At 67.0% G+C, this 18,148-nt stretch carries 13 protein-coding genes; 6 read left to right on the top strand and 7 right to left on the bottom strand.

Annotation, left to right across the window (positions count from 1 at the left end; all coding sequences use genetic code 11):
• Window positions 1-2: 2 nt before the first annotated feature.
• The 3 genes from CBM981_RS06470 to CBM981_RS06460 all read right to left on the bottom strand — a co-directional run bounded on the left by CBM981_RS06470 (window position 3) and on the right by CBM981_RS06460 (window position 9,632).
• Window positions 3-2,987, bottom strand: a complete 2,985-nt coding sequence (locus CBM981_RS06470; RefSeq protein ID WP_087067749.1) for a helicase-related protein — start codon at window positions 2,985-2,987, stop codon at window positions 3-5.
• A complete protein-coding gene (locus CBM981_RS06465) occupies window positions 2,984-8,536 on the bottom strand; it encodes a DEAD/DEAH box helicase (RefSeq protein WP_087067748.1) in 5,553 nt (1,850 codons plus the stop codon). The genes CBM981_RS06470 and CBM981_RS06465 overlap by 4 nt, the downstream gene beginning before the upstream one ends.
• Window positions 8,537-8,747: 211 nt before the next feature.
• Window positions 8,748-9,632 (bottom strand): hypothetical protein, encoded by an 885-nt coding sequence (locus tag CBM981_RS06460; RefSeq protein WP_087067747.1) that lies wholly within the window; start codon window positions 9,630-9,632, stop codon window positions 8,748-8,750.
• 170 nt (window positions 9,633-9,802) lie between these two features.
• Between CBM981_RS06460 and CBM981_RS06455 the strand changes: the two genes are divergently transcribed.
• On the top strand, window positions 9,803-11,938 hold the full coding sequence (locus CBM981_RS06455) for an AAA family ATPase (protein ID WP_087067746.1): 2,136 nt from the start codon (window positions 9,803-9,805) through the stop codon (window positions 11,936-11,938).
• Window positions 11,939-11,961: 23 nt separating this feature from the next.
• Here the strand turns inward: CBM981_RS06455 and CBM981_RS06450 are convergent, their stop codons facing one another.
• Together CBM981_RS06450 and CBM981_RS06445 are read right to left on the bottom strand one after the other, a co-directional pair.
• Window positions 11,962-12,312, bottom strand: a complete 351-nt coding sequence (locus CBM981_RS06450) for a hypothetical protein (protein WP_087067745.1) — start codon at window positions 12,310-12,312, stop codon at window positions 11,962-11,964.
• Between the two features lie 197 nt (window positions 12,313-12,509).
• Window positions 12,510-13,205 (bottom strand): hypothetical protein, encoded by a 696-nt coding sequence (locus CBM981_RS06445; protein WP_087067744.1) that lies wholly within the window; start codon window positions 13,203-13,205, stop codon window positions 12,510-12,512.
• A 579-nt stretch (window positions 13,206-13,784) separates the two neighbouring features.
• Here CBM981_RS06445 and CBM981_RS15240 point away from each other — a divergent pair.
• Genes CBM981_RS15240 through CBM981_RS06425 form a run of 3 tightly spaced genes read left to right on the top strand, consistent with a single transcriptional unit; the run spans window position 13,785 to window position 15,160 of the window.
• A complete protein-coding gene (locus tag CBM981_RS15240) occupies window positions 13,785-14,444 on the top strand; it encodes a hypothetical protein (RefSeq protein ID WP_157665351.1) in 660 nt (219 codons plus the stop codon).
• Entirely contained in the window at window positions 14,437-14,937 is a 501-nt protein-coding gene (locus tag CBM981_RS06430; RefSeq protein ID WP_087067741.1) for a hypothetical protein, read from the top strand. The genes CBM981_RS15240 and CBM981_RS06430 overlap by 8 nt, the downstream gene beginning before the upstream one ends.
• Window positions 14,938-14,962: 25 nt before the next feature.
• The gene (locus CBM981_RS06425) at window positions 14,963-15,160 is read left to right on the top strand and encodes a hypothetical protein (RefSeq protein ID WP_087067740.1); all 198 of its coding nucleotides are present in this window, start codon (window positions 14,963-14,965) and stop codon (window positions 15,158-15,160) included.
• Here the strand turns inward: CBM981_RS06425 and CBM981_RS06420 are convergent.
• Window positions 15,138-15,542 (bottom strand): PPC domain-containing DNA-binding protein, encoded by a 405-nt coding sequence (locus CBM981_RS06420; RefSeq protein WP_087067739.1) that lies wholly within the window; start codon window positions 15,540-15,542, stop codon window positions 15,138-15,140. The two genes, CBM981_RS06425 and CBM981_RS06420, sit on opposite strands and share 23 nt — an antisense overlap.
• Complete coding sequence (locus CBM981_RS06415; protein ID WP_197686685.1) at window positions 15,539-16,036, bottom strand: GNAT family N-acetyltransferase; 498 nt, start codon at window positions 16,034-16,036, stop codon at window positions 15,539-15,541. Before CBM981_RS06415 ends, CBM981_RS06420 begins: the two co-directional genes overlap by 4 nt.
• A gap of 689 nt (window positions 16,037-16,725) precedes the next feature.
• On the opposite strand from CBM981_RS06415, the gene CBM981_RS06410 reads away from it, so the two are divergent.
• Together CBM981_RS06410 and CBM981_RS06405 are read left to right on the top strand one after the other, a co-directional pair.
• Complete coding sequence (locus CBM981_RS06410) at window positions 16,726-17,280, top strand: DUF4236 domain-containing protein (RefSeq protein WP_087067737.1); 555 nt, start codon at window positions 16,726-16,728, stop codon at window positions 17,278-17,280.
• Window positions 17,281-17,387: 107 nt separating this feature from the next.
• Complete coding sequence (locus CBM981_RS06405) at window positions 17,388-17,630, top strand: hypothetical protein (RefSeq protein ID WP_197686672.1); 243 nt, start codon at window positions 17,388-17,390, stop codon at window positions 17,628-17,630.
• Window positions 17,631-18,148 lie beyond the last annotated feature (518 nt).

Below are 18,148 nucleotides of genomic sequence, written 5' to 3'. Positions count from 1 at the left end.
GCTCAAAGGTTGGGGGCAGGGAGGAGAACAATCAGGCCGATCACATCCACCGGCAGGCTCGGTTCACAGCGAAAGCGCATCCGCAGCGATTCCCCCGAGCGCAGCGAGGCCTCGCGTACGCGGCGGTGGTCTTCCTCCGCCAGATCGGCACGCCGCTCAGCCAAGGCCGCCAATGCCGGCTGCAGAGCATCGAGCTCTGCCACCGCCTCTTGAAGCCACTGCTGGCGCTGCCCCGGATCGATGTTGCCGCTGGCGGGGGCTTCCAGCAGCTCCAGCGCTGCGGCACCCTCCAGTGGTTCCAAACCATCACCGTTCACCCGGGCCGTGAGGCATTCCTCCACCAGCAGATCGGGCAGGGCCTCGTACTGATTGCCCGTCCACCGCGACTGGTGCAGCTGGTGCCGCAGCCGCAGCACCAGCACCTGGGTGCGTTTGGCCACCGCCTTGGTGCGGATCACGGAGGCGCGAGCCGCCAGCTCAGGCTCCAGTCCGCTGAGGGCCCGCTCGGCCACGAAATCGGCCAGCTCCACCACCAGCGGATGGGAGCGGCTGAGCAGCTGGCTGCCGTCACGGGCAGGGGAGCGGAAACTGAGCCGCAGCTTGCCGCCGAGGTCGTGGTTGCGCAGGCGCTCGTTCAGGGCCTGGCGGTTGTCCTCCAGGCGGGTGAGATCGAGCTCCCAGCCACCTGCAGCCGGCAACGCCCCGATCGGCAGGTTGAGGCGGCGGCAGGCGTTGAGCACCAGCCGCTCCACCGCATCGGCGCTGCCGAGGGATTCGCGCGTGCGGTCCCATTCGCGGAGGGCTTCCTCCGGTTTGAGGCTGCGCTGGGCAAAGATCGTGCGCGTGGCCTTGGCGTTCTCCTTGGCGCTCTGCCATTCGGCGTCAATCACGGCATCAAGGTCTGATCCAGAACCACCGAAGCCAGGCAGGCCGAGGTTGAGGAACCCCTGAATTGCCTTGGCGGCCTTCCCGAAGATCCCGCCCAGAACCGCCTGGGTGATGGTGTTGGCGTTGCCGGGGATCGGCACGCTCACCCCCAGCTCCTTGCGGATCGTCTTCTCCTTTTCGAGGATCACCGTCCGCACCCGCTCATCCACCGGGTTGGAGTCGCCGCCGTGCAGCATCAGCGCCCGCACGGCACTGCGAGCCTGGCCAAAGCGATCCACCCGACCCTCGCGCTGCTCGTGGCGGGTGGGGTTCCAGCAGAGGTCGTAGTGCATCACCGCATCGAAGGTGTGCTGCAGGTCGATGCCCTCCGAGAGGCAGTCGGTGGCCACCAGCACGGGCACCTTGCCGTTCGCCAGCTCCTGCTGCAGCTCGCGGATGCGCTCCACCCGCTCCTCCGGCGGCAGATCACCGGTGACGGCCATCACCACATGCGCGCGCTTGGGCAGTTCCTCCTCCAGTTGCTCCGCCAGGTAGTGAGCTGTGGGCCGGAAACGGCAGAAGATCACTGGCCGGAAGCCCTCCGCCAGCAGCCCCTTGAGCTCCTTCAGCAGCTGCTTGAGCTTGGGATCGTGGGCCTTGCCGCGCAGGCGATCCGAGCGCTCGATCAGATCCTTCAACAGCCCGGCATCGGCCGACTCCGCCAGATCGGCTCCCGGGGCTGCTTCTTCTGCGCTGAACTCCTCTTCGGCGCCGTCGAGCACGGCCAGGGTGGCCATGGCTTCCAGGTCATCGGCCAGCTCGTCATCACTGGGCGCCGAGGCGGCATCAGCGCCGTTCTGGAGATTGAACAGCTTGGTGCGCAGGGAGGCGGAGGCTGCGGCGGGGCTGCTGCTGACGCAGCGCAGCAACGCCAGGGCCGCCCACCAGCTCATCCGCTGGCGCAACTTGCTTTCGCCAACGCTCCGCTCCACGAGTTCACGGGCATAGGCCAGCACGTCATCGAATAGACGTCCCCAGTCGCCGCTGAGGGTGTAAGTGGCCTCGCGGGTTTCACGATCGGGGAAGTCGGCTCCCTCGGTGCCCCACTCTTCCTTGAGATCGAGCCGGCGGCGCTGCACGAAGTAGTTGCCCAGCTCATCGCGCAGGTCCTTGCGGCGCTGACCCTCGGGCATCTCGCTGAGGCCCTCGAACTTGGGATCGAGCAGCCCGAGCAGGTTGTCGAACGCCTCCTTGTCGCCGCTGTGGGGGGTCGCGGTGAGCAGCACCAAGTGGCGCTGGGGATCAGCGGCCAGGCCCCGCAGCAGCACATAGCGCTGCTGGCGCCCGCCCCCCTTGCGGGCCGCGCAGGTGTGGGCCTCGTCCACGATCACGAACTCGCCGCAGCTGCGCAGGAAGCCCTCGCGGTTGCGGTCGCTCTTGATCCAGTCGAGGCTCACCACCGTGAACGGGATCACATCAAAGATCGACTTGCCGGCCGGCAGGCCCCGCTCCAGCTTCTGGGCCGTGCCAGGCCGCACCACCTCGGCCGCCAGGTTGAACTGGCGGATCATGTCGCTCTTCCACTTCTCACACAGGTGCGGCGGGCAGATCACCGTGACCTTGCGGATCTCACCGCGATCGAGCAGTTCCCGGGCGATCAGCAGCGCCTCCACCGTTTTGCCGAGGCCCACTTCATCGGCGATCAGCACCCGACTCACCTCCTGCTTGAGCGCCATCAGCAGCGGCACCAACTGGTATGGCCGGGGCTCCAGCGCCACATTGCCCAGGCAGCGGAACGGGCCCGCACCGGCGCGCAGCTTGAGCAGCAGGGCATCGCGCAGCAGCAGCGCCGAGCTCTGGGAGCCGCTGAGGGCCGGATCCGGCAGGGCAAAGCTGGCCGGCTTCACCTGCTCGCCCTCCAGCGGCCAGAACAGGGTGGCGATCGTCTGATCCCCGCCGCCCAGGGGCCGCAGCCGCAGCACCTGGTCCTGCTTCTCCACGCGGCTCTGGGGCAGCGTCACCCACTCCCGCCCGCGCACCTTGACGATCGAGCCGGGGCTGGGGATGTCGGGCAGCGCTGGGGGTTGGCTGGAGGTGGGCTGGCTGAGGGTGCTGGTCATGGCTGAGCCTCCTTGCCGAACAGCTGCTGGTGTTGGGCAAACACGGCATCAAGGGCTTCACCAAGATCCGGTCCTTGGGATTCGTGGCCGGTGGCGGGGCCCCCTGACGGCTGCTGCGGTGCTGGAGGGGGGCTGCTGCCACCACCCTTCCCTTCCCCGAAGAGCCAGGCGTGCTCGCGGAACACCCCCGGCCATTCATCGCTGTGCTGGTCAAAGACCACCACGCGGATGCCGGCATCCTTGAGGTCCCGGCGCTTCTGTTGGTCCAGCCGCTGCTGCAGGGGTTTCTGGTGGTGGGGGCCATCGATGAACACCAACGCCCCGGCCTCGCGGTAGGTGAAATCAGGCGTCACGAAGTGACCGCTCACCTCCTTCTGGGCGTCATCGGGCAGGTGATGACCCAGCCGGAAGGCTGTCTCCAGCCAGAGGCGCTCCAGGCCGCTCTGGCAGAAGCCACGCAGCCGCTCCAGCCGCTCGCTGCGGCTGTCGGTGCCTCCCTGACCCACCAGCTCACCGCGGGCCAGATCCAGCAGGAACTGCTTGAGCTCAGGGATGCGGCGGTCGATCCGGTCGTGCTCTCGTTGGTTGTGATAGCCGAGCAGGCAGCGGTAGCAGCCGGCCTCACACTCCGGATCGGCATCCTCCAGGGCCGCTTCGAGCACCGGCAAGGGATCGCTCAGCCGCCAGTGGCACACCTCCAGGGCGGTGCGGCCCAACTGCCGCAGCGCTGCGGGGCTCTCCACCAGGCGGCTCAGCACCCCGGCCCCGCCCTCGGCGCTCTCATAGAGCAACAGGGCGCTGGCCTCCTCGTCGTTTGGCATCAGCTCAGCGGCGATCTCGCTGCCATCGAGCTGGAAGGCCACCTCGATGCCGCGCTTCAGGGCGTTCTTCAGGCTGAGCAGCTGCAGCGCCGTCCAGTTGCCGCTGGCCGGCTGATTGGGGAACTGCAACAGCAGGGCGTTCTTACGGTCCTGCACGTAAGGCGTGATCTTCACGTAACCCACTTCGGCCGCATCGTCCTCTCCCTCGCCAGTGGTGGCGTTGCCAGCTTCCAGCTGTTTCTCTCCGCCCCAGCGGCCGCTGATCGGGTGGATGGGGAAACCCATGTCGCTGCGGTTCTCGCGCCGTCGCCAGCCGAGGTTGATGCGGCTGATCGTGGTGGCGGGCGCATAGCTCAGCTCCAGCAGCGGCTGGCCGCCACTGCTCACCTGCGCCCGCGCCACATTCACCACACCGTTCTCCTGCGGGAACTCATAGGTGGTGAGCAGCTCGTAGCCCAGCCGTTGCCGCTCCTCGTCGTCGGAGGTGATCCGCTCGGCGCGGCGGGTGTTCACCTGCTCGATCTGATACAGCCGTGGCACCCGCACCGCCTTGCCTTTCGGTTCCTCCTGGAGCGGCGCACCGCAGTGGCGGCACAGCTCCACTTCATCAAGGGCCGAACCCAGGTGGGCATGACCACAGACGCCGCAGAGCAGGGCGTCCTGGGTGGCCAGGGTCACGGTGCCCGCGGCCACCGCGTTGTCCTGCAGGCCCAGGATCGCGCCCTTCACCTTGTAGGTGTTGCCCTCGTGATAGATCAGTGAATGGGGCCCGAACTCGCTGATCCCCACGAAGCGCGGCCGGGTGATAAACGTGCCGCCTCCCACCTGCTCACGGCTGCCGGGGATGTAGGCCATCAGCGGCAGGCGCGGGAAGTTGTAGCCCGGCATGAAGCCCTGGCTGGCCAGATAGCGGTAGGTGCTGAAGTCGTTGTTGTTGTTGCCGCTGCCGGGTTTGTCGGCCAGCAACAGCTGCTGTTGCAGCCGTGCCGCTCGCTGCCGCTGATCCGCCGCCTGCCGTTCGCGCTCTGACAGAGCGTGATTGGCCAGATCCTTCTGGGCCTGGGCGAACTGGCTGTCGACCGCCTCCAGCAGATCCCGCCAACGGCGCAGCGCCGCGTCGAAATCGAGGGCCGCACCCCGGATCAGGGCATCCAACCAGCTGCCGGTGAGCCAGGTTGGCGGGCTGCTGCCCAACCAGTGGTTCTCGATCAGGTCGTCGACGATCGCCTGGCCATCGGCCTGGGCACTGCGGCAGGCGTCATCACTGGCCAGGGAGTCGCGCAGATCCGCCACCAGCGGCCTTCCCTCGGCGGCGAGATCCACGAGCTCCTTCACCTTGCCTGGCAATCGCTGGCGCGTGGCTGCCAGCCACAGGGCCCGGAAATGCGCTTTCAGCAGCTCCTCATTGGCCAGCTCCAGCGTGGGGGCGCTCACGGCACCGGCCACCATGCGGGTGGGGTCGGAGAAGAAGTATTGATCGTGCGGCGACGTGGCACCGCAGTAGCTGAGCACCAGCGCTGGTTGTCCGCTCCGCCCGGCACGGCCACTGCGCTGGGCATAGTTGGCCGGTGTGGGCGGCACATTGCGCAGGTACACCGTGTTGAGCGAGGAGATGTCCACGCCCAGCTCCATGGTGGGGGAGCAATAGAGCAGCCGCAGGCGGGCATCACGGAACTGCTTCTCCCGCTGTTCCCGAACCCCGGCATCCACCTGGGCCGTGTGCTCCCGTGCTTCCAGGGTCTGAACGAATGGCCTGCCTTCGGCCTGGCCTGAGTCGGCAATCAGCGCAGCAAGATCCTCATAGAGGTTCCGGAAATAGGCATTCACGGGTCCGCGCCGGCCGCTGGATTCCAGTTGCTGGCGCAACCGCTCGGCGTAGGCGGCCTGCGCTGGAGCATCAGGATCCACCAGGTTCCAACGCAGGGCTGAGCTGTTCAATCGCCAGCCCTGCAGCACCTCGCTCTTGCGCTTGCCGACCTTCACCTCTTTTGGCTTGACCAGACCCCAGGCCGTGAGCATCGCCAGCAGGTGGCCGGTGATCTCCTGATACAGGTCGTCCTTCCACTTCAGGCCGCGGTGCAACTCCTCCACCGACAGCCAGCGCTCGCGGGCCTTGAGCCAGCGTCCAAAGGCACCACGTAATGACAGACCCTCCAGTCGCTGCAGGCGCTGCTCTGCGGTGACCGGGCTCATCAGCACGGTGCGAGCCAGCTCGGGCTGTTCTTCCGCCCGGATGCCCCACACCTCCTCCAGGTCGAAACAGGCCTTGCGGCGGCGCTCGAACTCCTCCAGTCCCAGGGCATCACAATCGATTGCCAACCGCTCGCGCATCTCCTCCAGCAAGCGGTGCAGGATCAGGAAGCGCTCCTCGCTGCTGGCCTGGGCCAGGAGCGGATGGCGCTGCTGCCAATCGGCCTGGTCCTCGGCGCAGTTCACCAGCTCGGCGTAGTCGATCTCCAACAGCCGCAGCTGCTCCAGGTTGGGGTTGGTGAGCCGCCAGCCCTTGCGCAGATCCACCAGCAGCCGATACTCCAGCACCCCCCGCAAAGCCTTGCGGCGCTCCTGCTCCACGTTGGGTTTCACGCCCTTGGTGGCGATGAAGTCATCGGCTGACAGGCGCAGCGCCTTCTCGGTGTCGAGCGCCAGAGTCTCCAGGCTCAACTCATGGCCTGGCTTGCCGCGCAGCGCCGCCACAAGACCGGCCCGCAGCTGCAGCACCCGCACGAAGTCGTTGAAGTGACCCGCCTGCAGCGAGGCGTCCTGGCGGTTGTCGCTGAAGGCCAGGAGCTTGCGAGCGTTGTCGGGGATCTCCTGCTCCGGGAAGCTGAGCAACTGGCGCAGCACCGCCAGGCTCAAGGTGGTGGTGGCCGAGCTGCGGCCCTCGGAATTCAGGCCGCAGAGCTTGCGGAACTCGCTGCCGCGCACGTTGTGCTCCACCCCGCAGCTGGGGCAGAAGCGGAAACTGCCTTTGAGGAACCAGGCTGGGGTTCCGTCACTGCTCGTGCCTCCATCCGCTTTGATCCGGCACGGCACCGGAGCGAACTCCCGGTAGGTGCGCTTGAGCACCAGCTCGCCGCTTTTGTCGGTTTCCAGCCAGCCATCGGGGAACCTGGCCTTCTCCAGATCCTCCACCTCATAGGCACCCTCTGCATCGGGCATCAGGTAGCCGTTGACCACATCCCGTTCCCGCAGGCTCGATTCATCAGAGAACTCACGCGGCTCGAACCGCTCCGGCCTGCGGCTGTGCAGATGGGCCCATACCGGGTGGAACTCCTGGCCGCAACTGCGGCAGAACACCACCGGGTACAGCAGAGCCTGACGGCCGGCGTTGGGCTGGTATTTCTGGCCCTTGAGGGTCAGGTAGCGCCGGCCAGGAGCCTCCAGGCTGGAATGCACATCACCGCCGGCCGAGACAAACTGGTGCAGGCGGAAGGCAAAGAAGCGGCGGTTCGGCCCCACCTCCACCTGATAGGCCGCCAGCAGAAACTGGCGCAGGCTGGTGAGCACTGCCTCTCGCATGCGCTGCCCGGGTTCTGAGTCGGGGTCTGCATCCGCAGCCAGACGCCCGCTGGCCCTGGCGAGCTCCAGGGCTGCATCCTGCAAGGTGCGCGGCCGGCAGCGCACCCACTTCCCATCCGCACGGCCGTCCTCCCGTTCCAGGCCAAGCCGCAACTCCACCCAGCGGGCCAGGGGGTGGTGGCGCAGATCATCCGGTGACCATGCAGCAGTGGTTTCCGGTGAATAGTCACCATCGAGAGCTGAACCCAGTTCAGTGGCATCGGGCAGATCGCCAACGGTGAGGCGCTCCAGCGTCTCGGTGACGATGTTCTCCACCGGGATGCCGGTGCCGAACAACTTGCTCGCCACCTGGGCCACGGTGCCATTGCGCTCGGCTGCGGTGCCTTCTGAGGCCATGGTGGCGGAGGTGCCGATGCAGATCAGATCGGCATTCAGGCGCTGCCGCACCCGGCGCACCAACAGGGCCACATCAGCACCTTGACGCCCCCTGTAGGTGTGCAGTTCATCCAGCACCAGGAACTCCAGACCCTGGGCATCGCTGATCACCTTCTGATCCAGCGGATCCTGCCGGGTGAGGATGTACTCCAGCATCACGTAGTTCGTGAGCAGGATGTCGGGAGGATCGTTCTTGATCTTTTCTCGTTCTTCCTCGCTCTCCTGGCCCGTGTAGCGCGCAAAGGTGACACGCGGACCGCCGGGATAACCCCAGCCCAGGTATTTCTGCAGCTCCTCAATCTGGCTGTTGCAGAGCGCATTCATCGGGTAGATGACGATCGCCCTGATCCGCTTGCTCTGGTCGCCTCCCTGGCGCTCTTCCAGCACCCGATTGATGATCGGGATCATGTAACCCAGCGACTTGCCGGAGCCCGTGCCGGAGATCACCACCAGGCTGCCGCCGGCGCGGGCGATCTCGATCGCTTCCCGTTGGTGGCGATGCAGGAGCAGCTCCACCCCCTCGCCCCTGTCTTTGCCCCAGCGGAAGATACGGCTGCATTCCGGGTGCAGCAGGCCCTCCTCCACCAGAGCCCCGATACTGCCTCCCCCCACGAAACTGGGGTTGAGCTGGATCAATGGTGAGGGCCAGTACTCACCAGCGCCGTAGCGGCCATCGACAAAATCCCGCAGATCACGTGCCTTGATCTGCGTGAAGCTGCGGCTGAACTGCCCGTAGTCCTCGACGACCCGGTCGCGGAAAGAGAAGACGTCCATCAGCGGGCAGCCTCCGGAAGCTGGGGCGGCCAGGTCGGCATTGAGAGTTGGTGGGGGCGTCTCAGCGCAGTTTGGTGCTTATGGGCCGTCCTGGGAACCCGCCATCCCAGGCCCTGGACTTGAATCCGCACCGCTATGCACCTGGCGCATGCTTTCGCGCCCAGCCGCACGCCCTTTGTTGCTGTTTTCCCTATCGCAGGATCCAGGTGGCTCATGCTCCCTCCTCTTCGCGCAGGGCCGGATGGGTCTGCAACTGCTCGGCCGTGTGGGCCAGCACCGTCTGCTGCTGCCAGCCGGTAGGTAGCACCAGCCACAGCGGCATGTACAGCGGCTGCGGCAGCGGCTGTCGTTGCAGGGGCTGCCACCAGTGCGCCGGCTCCAACACAGGCAGGGGCATGGCCAGGGAGGAGCGGGCCAGACGATCCAGCCATTGGGCCGGCGATTGGCAGGTGTTGCCGGCGGTCTTCAAGGAAAGGCCGCACGCCGCCAGGCCCCGCTGCAGACCCTGCGCCACCGCGCGGTTGGGCACCAGCACCGTGGGAGGGGTGGAGCCGAGGCCGATCACGGCACCGGAAGCGGTGGCCAGGCCCATCGGCAGCGCGCCAAGGTGCAGCAGCTCCAGCCCATGGCCCGCGGGCGGCCCCCCGCCCTGAAACTCCAGCCCCGACACCAGGGCACCATCGAGCACCCCCTGGCGCACCAGCTCCAGCCAGCTCTCCACAGGGCGGAAGCGGGGCGGGGCCGGCAGCAGCCAGCCACAGCCCGCCAGCAGCGGCTGGAGGAGGACATCCGACCCCAGCCGTGCCACGCCTGCCATCAGCCGATGGGCACGACAGCCCAGGCGCAGCAGCCGCATCGCCGGGTTGCTGCCGTAGCGACAGCCCACCAGCCGGCGGCGGTTCACCTCGAGGGCGAAGTCATGGGCCAGCAGGCGGTTGCGGCGGCTCACGGTGGGCTGGCTGAGCTGCACCAGCCGACTCACCTCCAGGGTGGTGCCGCTGAGCTCCAGCAGATCCAGCAGGCGGATGTCCTGCAGCAGGGTTGGCAGGCGGTAGCGGTGCGCCGGGCGGGGTACGGCTTCAATCGAGAGGACCAAGGGGATCTCTGGGGCGCTGCTGGAAGCTTCTGGCCCCTAAAACCGATAGGGGCAGATTCTCCTGCGAAAGAGCAATGGGCTCCAGTTGAACCCAGGCCCCAGCTGCAGCGGTATGTGCTTCTTCGCAGGAGAGGCTTGCAAGAGGTGGCCGCAGCGGCCAGGCTGCGCGGATGCCCATTTCCCCGCCCAGCGACCGGCCCGTTCCCCTGCGCTGCCATCTGCTGATCGGCCCGCCCGCCAGCGGCAAGACCACCCTCGCCGGTGTGCTCGCCGGCCTCACCGGTGCCGTGGTGCTCTCCACCGACGTGGTGCGTAGCGAGCTGTTCGGCGATGCGGCCGTGCAGGGCCCCTGGCGCGACATCGAGGCCCGACTGCACCAGCGCATCCGCGACTGCGTGGCGGCCGCCACGCCGGTGATCGTGGATGCCACCCACGCCCGCCGTCCCTGGCGCCTGGCGATCACCCAGGCCCTCACCCTGCCGGCGCCGGTGGAGTGGATCGGCTGGTGGCTCTACACACCCCTCGCCACCTGCCTGCAGTGGAACCAGACCCGCAAGCGCCTGGTGCCCGAACCCGTGATCCGCGAGATGGCCGCCGCCCTGGCGGATCCAGACTTCGGGCCGTCGCGGGCTGAGGGGGTGGCGGCCCTGGTGGCGGTGGTGCCCACCCACCAGCGCGAACTCGAACCGCTGCTGCGCGACGAACTGGCCCGCCTCGATCACCGCATCCGCTCCGCCCGCAACCGCGAGCGGCGTTTTGAGCTGCACGGCTACTCGCGGCTGCTGGATCTGGAGCGGTTGCTCTACCTGCTGCGGCTGCTCCTCAACTTCCCCGAACTCTCCAGCGCCGATCCGGCCACCCGAGCCGAGCTGGAGGCGATCGTGTCGCCGCTGCCGGAGGGCGACCTGGCCCATCAGGCAGCCGCCTACCTGCGCAGGCTCCACGGCGACTGCTACGGCGACGTGGCGGCAATCCGTGCCGATCTGGCTTGGCTGGAGGCGAATGGCTTCTGCGCCGCCGAGTCTGCGCTGGCGCCGATCCAGCCGCCTCCGCCCCTCGCGGCGTCGCAGCAGGACCAGTGGCTGGGGGGCGTGAACGGTGGCCATCCGCCCCTGGGGGATGGGCCGGTGTTCCAGCGGGTGTTCACGCTGCTGCGCCACCTGCTGCAGCAACCCTTCGATCGGGCGCCTGGTCTGCCCTTGCCGGAGCATCTGATCGCCCAGATGGAGGCCATCCCCGGTGCCTACCTGCCCGGTGAGACGGCCACCCTGCGCAAGGACCTCGAAAAGCTGCTCACCCCCTACGGCTTCCGGCGCCGCAACGACAACGTGCGCCACGGCTATGCCCTGGGCACGGCGCTGCTCTCGGCCCACCGGCTGCGGGAGATCCATGGGGTGGTGAGCCAGGCCGCCGGCCGGCTGGCCGATCCCAGCGCCCAGGATCTGCTCAGCGAACTGGAGCAGCGGCTCAGCTGGGGCGGGATCGCCCTTGATGGCGCCCCGCCGGTGCGGGCCTTTGCGAATCGCTCGATCGTGAGCAGCGCCCTGGTGCGGCCCGATTCCCTGGCGGCCGAGCGCCAGGCGGAAGCGCTGGAAACGGCGATCGTGGAGCGGCGCCGCATCGAGCTGGAGCGCTACGTGTCGGTGGCGTCCTTCCCGGACAGCCCCAGCGGCGCGCTCCGCGTGTGGCCGCTGCAGCTGCTCTTCCACAACATCGGCTGGTATCTCGTGTTCGAGGAGGACGCGGTCGGCACGGGCGTGGGCCTGATCCGCAGCGAACGCCTCGATCGCCTTGCCCTGCGCCGCAGCGAACGCGGCAACCGCCGCACCGACGACGCCCACGCCCAGGCCCTGCGCCGCCTGGAGCTGCTGCTGCACCACAGCGGCGGCATCTACTTCGGGAACGATCTGCAGGCCCAGCTGCGGCTGGCCAGCCCCAACGCCCGTCAGCGCGCAAGGCAGCTGGTGACCCTGCGCTTCTGCTGCCAGGGCTGGGCCTTCGCCTTCATCCGCGAGGGCCTGCAGCGCTACCCGATCGAGCACACCCGCTTCTCCAAACCCCTACCCGGCGAGCAGTGGTGGCATCACGCCAACGCCCCACACGTGTTGGAGCCGGGCTCCGCCGCCGATACCCATCCCTACCCGGTGGAACTCGATCTGCCCGCCTGGACCGTGGAGCGCGACATCGACCTGCGCAACTGGCTCTTTGGTTTCGGGGCCGGCATCCGGATCGAGAGTCCGACAACCTTGCGGGACGAGCACCGGCAGAAGCTGGAGGCAGCCCTGGCGGTGTATCAGGCCACCTGAAGGGGCTGCGGCTGGCGTCAGCCTCAGTTGAGCGAGCGGGCCCGGCGCTGCTTCCGAGAGGCCTGCTCGATTGCCTTCAGCTCCTCGGCCTCCTGCTGGAGCTCACCGGAGAGGGCCTCCAGGTCGTCGGCAGCGCGTTCCAGTTCCTCGCTCAGCTGGAGTCCTTTTTCGATGCTGCGGGCGTAGGCATCGCTGGCGGCATCGATGGCGCTGAACAGCTCCCGGTATTCCTCCGGTGGGTTGTGGTGCCAGTCGGGGTAGGCCTCCTGGGCCTTCTGCAGCACCGCCAGGGCCTGGGACCAGCTGACCTTGCGGCGGAAATCGAGGTGGCGCAGATCAACGTTCTGGCGTTTGAGTTCCTTGGTGCTGCTCACCTTGGCCAGCGCGAAGACAGCACGCTTGAGATCGGCCAGCGGGGCTGTCGTTTGAGCGGCAGTCGGTGTTGGAGAGGAGGACGGCTGCTCTTCCGCAGACTTGCCCTGCGGCACTGCCCCTGGCTTTGCCGCAGGCTTGCTCCTGGACGGGCGTCTTGGGGATGTCTGGGGCCTGGCTGAGGTGGTTGCCATGGTCTTCATTCCGCGAGGCCGAACCTCAGCTGCTCGCGGGCCCGCAGCTGTTCGATGTCCCGGCGCAGCGATTGGGTGAGGCTGCGTTCCTGGCGTAGAGCCTCGGCCAGTTCATCTCGCTCTCTCCTGTAGCGGTTGGTGTGGGCCACACGGCCACCAAGGCTCTGATTGTTCTTGGCCAGCCGCTGGCGATGCTCCACCACCTCGTCGTAACGAAGCTGGAGCGCCTCAAGTTCCTGCTGGATCTGCTCAGTTGCCTTCGACTGTTGCAGTTCAGCGAGTAGAGCCGCATTGTCAGCCTCAAGGAGCCGGATGCGCTCCTCCAGCCGATCGATGACGACCTGCTTCCCGCGCAGCAATTCCTTGAGCTTGGCGATGAAGCCAAGCAGCTTGGAGCGCTCCTGTTGCTGCTCAGCCGCGACCTCACGACATTGTCTGGCGTAGTCGCGCAGCAGTCCTGTCCGCCGCTGCAGCACCTGTGCGGTGCATTCATATTTAATGATCGCGATGACACGGCAACGCTCCAGGTCATCGAGCGTCAGTACGGCCGGTAGATGCCTGAGATAGTCGTAGTTCGTGCACTCGTGCCGAAGAACCTGTGTGGGGACGTGCTGCTTGGATGCGATCAGATCGAGATTGCGGATCTGCACACGATCGTGCCAATAATCGAACAGATCCTTTTGATTGGCATCTCCGAGCATTGCCTAGCCCCCTCCGCGATGCGATTCAGTGTTCTGAATCCTAGGAAGTACCACGGCTTCCGTCCTCAGGTCGTGGGGGCGACGGTCGTCGCTTGGCGGCGCTCCAACCGCAGGATGCGTTGGGCGTGGAGATCGGTCTGAGCGGACCACCGTCCAGGCGCTGGCTCCTCCTGCGGCGGCTCCACCGCCGTTTCCCGGGGTGAGGGACTGTCCAGCGTGGCCACGAGCAGCAGGGCCACCACCAGCTCGGCAGCCATAAGCAGATCAATGTGTGGCATGGGATCGGGGCCTCTACAGATGGTTCCCAAGCCTCTGCCGCTCGATGGCCCTATGGCTCGGTTTTCCTGCGAAAGACCAGCGACCACACCGCTCACCACAACATGGGCCCCTGGTTGGGGGTGAGTCTGTGAGGGTCTGTGAACCTTCTGGGACTCGCCGAGCCTGTGAAGCTCCGCGGAGTGGGTCAGTGTTGCCAAGCGATTGCTGCAAGGCTATGCAGCTCGTGAATAGTTCTGCAGTCTGATTCCGTCTGCTTGAGCGTGCAGCAAGAGGCAGGATTGACCCTGAATAGCTGGCCGTATGGTTTTCCTGCCTCCTACCTCAGAGTTTCCACCCGATCCCGAGCCTCTGGACCGCGACAGCCTCAACAGCACCTACCGGGAATTGCGAAGTTGCTACGCCAGCTCGATGCGCAGCCGGGCGCAACACCGCCGTCTGGCGACCAAGGCGAAGGACGAGACAACGGAGCTCAGGGAGCGGCTCACGGCACTCGCCAGTCGTGATCTACCCAATCGCAAGGAAATCTATGAAATTCTCGAAATCGCCACGTCGATCGTGGAGGACATGGAGGATGTGGGTGATGGCCTGGTGAATGGCTATGGCCTTTACAAGACGGGACGACGTGGTTTTCATGGGGGAGGTTATATTGGTGATCTGATTCGGGCTGTGATTCATTTCATCAATCGCTGGGGGCGCACCAAGGATCGCCTTGGCGATCTCAAGAAGAAGCAGCAGGATCTGATTGATCGCTCCAACGGGCTTTTCCCTCCCCCGCCATCCGAGGACCCGAACGGTGACGGCAAGGGACAACCGCCTGGGCTCAAGGGCGCATCCGATGCTGGCCCCAGCCTGCCCAGCGGCAGCCAGGCTGTAGACCCGCCATCCGACCATCGCCCGCAGTCATCTCAGCCACCAGGAGACGACGGGGACGAGCCACAAGGAGACAACGGCCATGGGTGAGATCGCCGACACGCTGCGCTCCACCCTCCGGGAGCTGGCCCAGGCTGATGCGCGCCTGTATCGGGGCCTGGCCGAAGAGCTTGGCGACAACAGTTCATCCAGCAGTCCGCCAGCAGCACTGCTCGAGGGCGACTCCCCGGCCAGCCGTGAGGAGTTGAAAGACCAGAGCAAGGACCTCCTGCTCAGGTTCTGCAAACAGCGGGCCATCCCACGGCTGAGCAGCAAGAACAAAGACCAGCTCATCGAGTTGTTGCTCAGCCACCCGGATGGCCCGCCCCTGCGCAGCGCCCTGCCCGTCAAGGCCACCAAAGGCAGCAAGAGCAGTGTCGGTGCTCGCAAGCCAGGGACCATGGCCGCTGCCGCCGAGCTACAGGCCCTGGAGCAGCGCCTCGATCGGCTGGAGCGGCTGATGGTGCTGATCGCCCAGCAGGTGGGGGTCCCCCCGGCGGCGATCACCCAACTGGCGACACCCACTGCCCTTCCGCCAACCTGAATCACCTCTGTGCTGGCGTCAGTCCGTGGCGGTGAACCAGGAGTCGCTGGAGAAGCTGGGCCGCTTCCTGCTGCGCGGCCTGCGCATCGGCGCCAGCACGGTGGCGATCGTGGAGCTGCTCCGCAATGACTGGACCGGCGGCATCAGCGCCGGCGTGGCCTGGCTGGTGTTCCTCCAGGTGGAGCGACGCCTGCCGCCGCTCAGCCCGGAGCCCAAGGACTGATCCGCAGCTCGGCGTAGCCCGTGGCTGGATCCAGCTCCCGGCAGAAGCGCCACTGGGGCAGCAGGCCGATCACCAGCTCGACGGTGGTGCGCACCAGCGAGCCGGTGCCGAGGTGCCCACCGATCACGGCGCCGCTGCTGTCGGCGACAGCGATGTGCAGGTGGGCACCATCGGGTGAAAGGGTGCCGGAGAGGCTGAGGATCTCCAGATCGCCCCGGATCACCGTGGCTTCAGCGGCTCCCGCGAAGCGCACCCGGGCCACCGACAGGCTGCCGACGGCGCTGATCACACACGCTGCCTGCTCCTGCTGCTCGCCCATCCACACCTCCAGCGCCCGGCGCAGGTCATCGCCTGGTTCCAGCCGCAGCGGCACCACCTTCATGGGGTCGGTCCCTCCAGCAGGGACTGGACCATCACCAGGGCATCGACGTAGCCCAGCTGCATGTGGCGAAAAGCCCCCGGCAGGGTGCCGACGATCTGAAAGCCGTTGCGCTGCCAGCAGCGGATCCCGGCGGTGTTGGTGCTCACCACGAGGTTGAACTGCATCAGGCGGAAGCCCAGCCGGCGGGCTGCCTGCAGGGAGTGCTGGCAGAGGCGGCTGCCGATCCCCTTCCGGCGGGCGTGTTCGGCCACCACGTAGCCGGCGTTGGCGACATGGGCTCCGAGGGCGAGGGAGTTGGGCCTCAGGTAGTAGGTGCCCACCACGGCCCCGGCCGGATCCACAGCCACCATCACCGCCTGGCTCTGCTCCACCCAGGCCAGCTGGGCCTCAGCCTCGCTGATGGCTGGGTCGTGGGGGAAGGTTTCACCCGCGCGGAACACCGGCTCCAGCAGGGCCCACACCGGCGGCCAGTCGCCGGTCCCATAGGGACGGATCTGAAGTGGCGATGGAGCGGGAGTCAGAGATCAGGTGCGCTGCCCTGGTGATTGTCTCGCCAACAGGAAGGCGCCCCGTGCGGGGCGCCTTAGCACCGGTTGCGGCGGTCACCTCCTCACACCAAGGACTGCCGGTCGGGTGTCTGTTGTTCACGCATGACCTGTCTTGGGCCTGGCAGGGAAGGAAGGGAGATCACGTCTGGGAGAAGAGATGCTCGAGGCTTGACCTTCTCGGTTGTGATCCCGACTCGGGTTATGCAGCCCGGGGTGTCAACACGCGGGAAACAGAACGGGCGTATCTCTTCTTGCGGCTACGGGATGACGTTCGCGCTGCGTCGTCGAGTTCACCTGTTGTGTGTCGCATCGTTGGCGCACCTCCGCTGTGCGCACCGGCTCGGGTGCTCCCTGGCCGGACTCTGTTGGAGGGCGAGGGTCGGGTTGGCTCCCGGGCCTCCCCTCAACCACAAATTACGCCTTCTGGCCGAAGGTGGGGGCTGGCTCGAGTGCCTGTTCCCGTACCTGCAGAAACCCAGACAGCGCAATGCTTTTGACGCGCACCCTCCTGCTCCTCTGGAGGCTGCGGCACCGGCGGTTCTATGCGCTGGACGCATGGATTTGCGGACTGCTGTATCCACGCGGCACCCTGAACCCTGCTCGGGTCATCCCTGCGAGCCGACCCGCTGATTGCCATGGGCTTCCGCTTCCGCCGCTCCGCCCGCCTGGGCCCGCTGAGGTTCAACTTCTCCAGCGGGGGATTGAGCTCGATCTCCGTCGGCGGCCGTGGAGCCTCCTTCAACATTCCGGTGAGCCGCAGTGGCGGCCCGCGCACCACCGTGGGGCTGCCGGGCACCGGCCTGAGCTGGAGCGTGGAGCACACCCCGGATCGCCCAGCCGCGATCCCGGCCGGTCCTGCGGCGGGCTTGCCCAACAGCCGCCGGCTGCGCTCCGGTCAGCTCGATGCCCTCAAGCGGTCGCTGCTGGGCGTGCTGCGTCAGGAGCTGTTCGCTCCAGGCTCCACCGGGGAGCAGCTGTGGGATCACGGTCTGGTGAGCCGCCTGCTGGCCGATAGATCCCTCGGTGCCCGAACGGCCGGCCTGCTGGCGGTGATCGAAACGCCAGAGGCCCTGGAGGGCTATCTGCTGCGGGCCCAGGGCCAGGACGACGCGAAACGCCGCGCCCAGCGCTGCATCACGGCCGTGCAGGAGGCCTCAAGGCTGGCTGCTGGGCGGGGCTGGCTTGCCTGACATTGCAAGGGCAGGTGCCCGCAGGGCCGGTTCCCCGTATCCGGCCGTACCTGCCAGAACGCCTCAGCAGGCCAAGGATGGTGCCGGAAAGAAGGAGATACCCCCGCATGCGTGAGGTCGTGTTCCGCCTGGAGGCTGAGCGCCCCGGCCACCTGGAAGCCAAGGCCGAGACCCTGCCCATCCGCATCACCGCCCCAACGCTCGAGGAGCTGCAGCATGAGGCCCGCGAGGCTCTGATCGAACACCTGGGGCCGGCCCATTGCACGGTTCGGGTGAGGGTGCGCCGCGACCCCCGTGCTGCCGTCAGCAGCATCCGTTCGCTCGGGCGCCATGCAGCCCTCTGCCGCTGAACCCTGCAGCTGGCTCTGGAGGAGTCAGCGCAAGCCCAGCATCTTGAAGGCCCGTTCATGAAGCCGCCTTGCCCGTGGTGAAGAGCGGTGTCGAATGGGCTGCGGCCCTTGTTGGCACCGCCAGGCGGCTCCATTGTGGCTGCAACGGGATTCGGAGGATCCGCTGATGGACGACACCCCCCCTGAGCACCAGCCAGGAGTGCGCTGACGATCCGGCCCCTGCTCCAACATTTTTGACCAGATGTGACGTTCCTGGTGTGTCAAGCCAGTCGCCGTCCACTGCACCGCCCCAGGTGCCCCGGACCCAACGGAACGTCCCGATTGACACCTGGCCCCAGGTGCCAGCGCCGGCAGCTCCGACCACAAGTGAAGAGACCCTGATCTGACGATCAACCGACCGCGCAGCTGCGCCCGACCCCCTTGGGACGGCACCACGGCTGAGCAGACAGAAGCCCGGGGCCAACGCTCCGGGCTTTGTTGTGTTCACCCCTGCCCGTTGATCACGTGCTGCATCACCT

This window comes from Cyanobium sp. NIES-981 (genome assembly GCF_900088535.1).
GTDB lineage: Bacteria > Cyanobacteriota > Cyanobacteriia > PCC-6307 > Cyanobiaceae > NIES-981.
The sequence above is the reverse complement of the archived record's forward strand: the minus strand, read 5'-3'. Positions and strand labels throughout refer to the sequence as shown.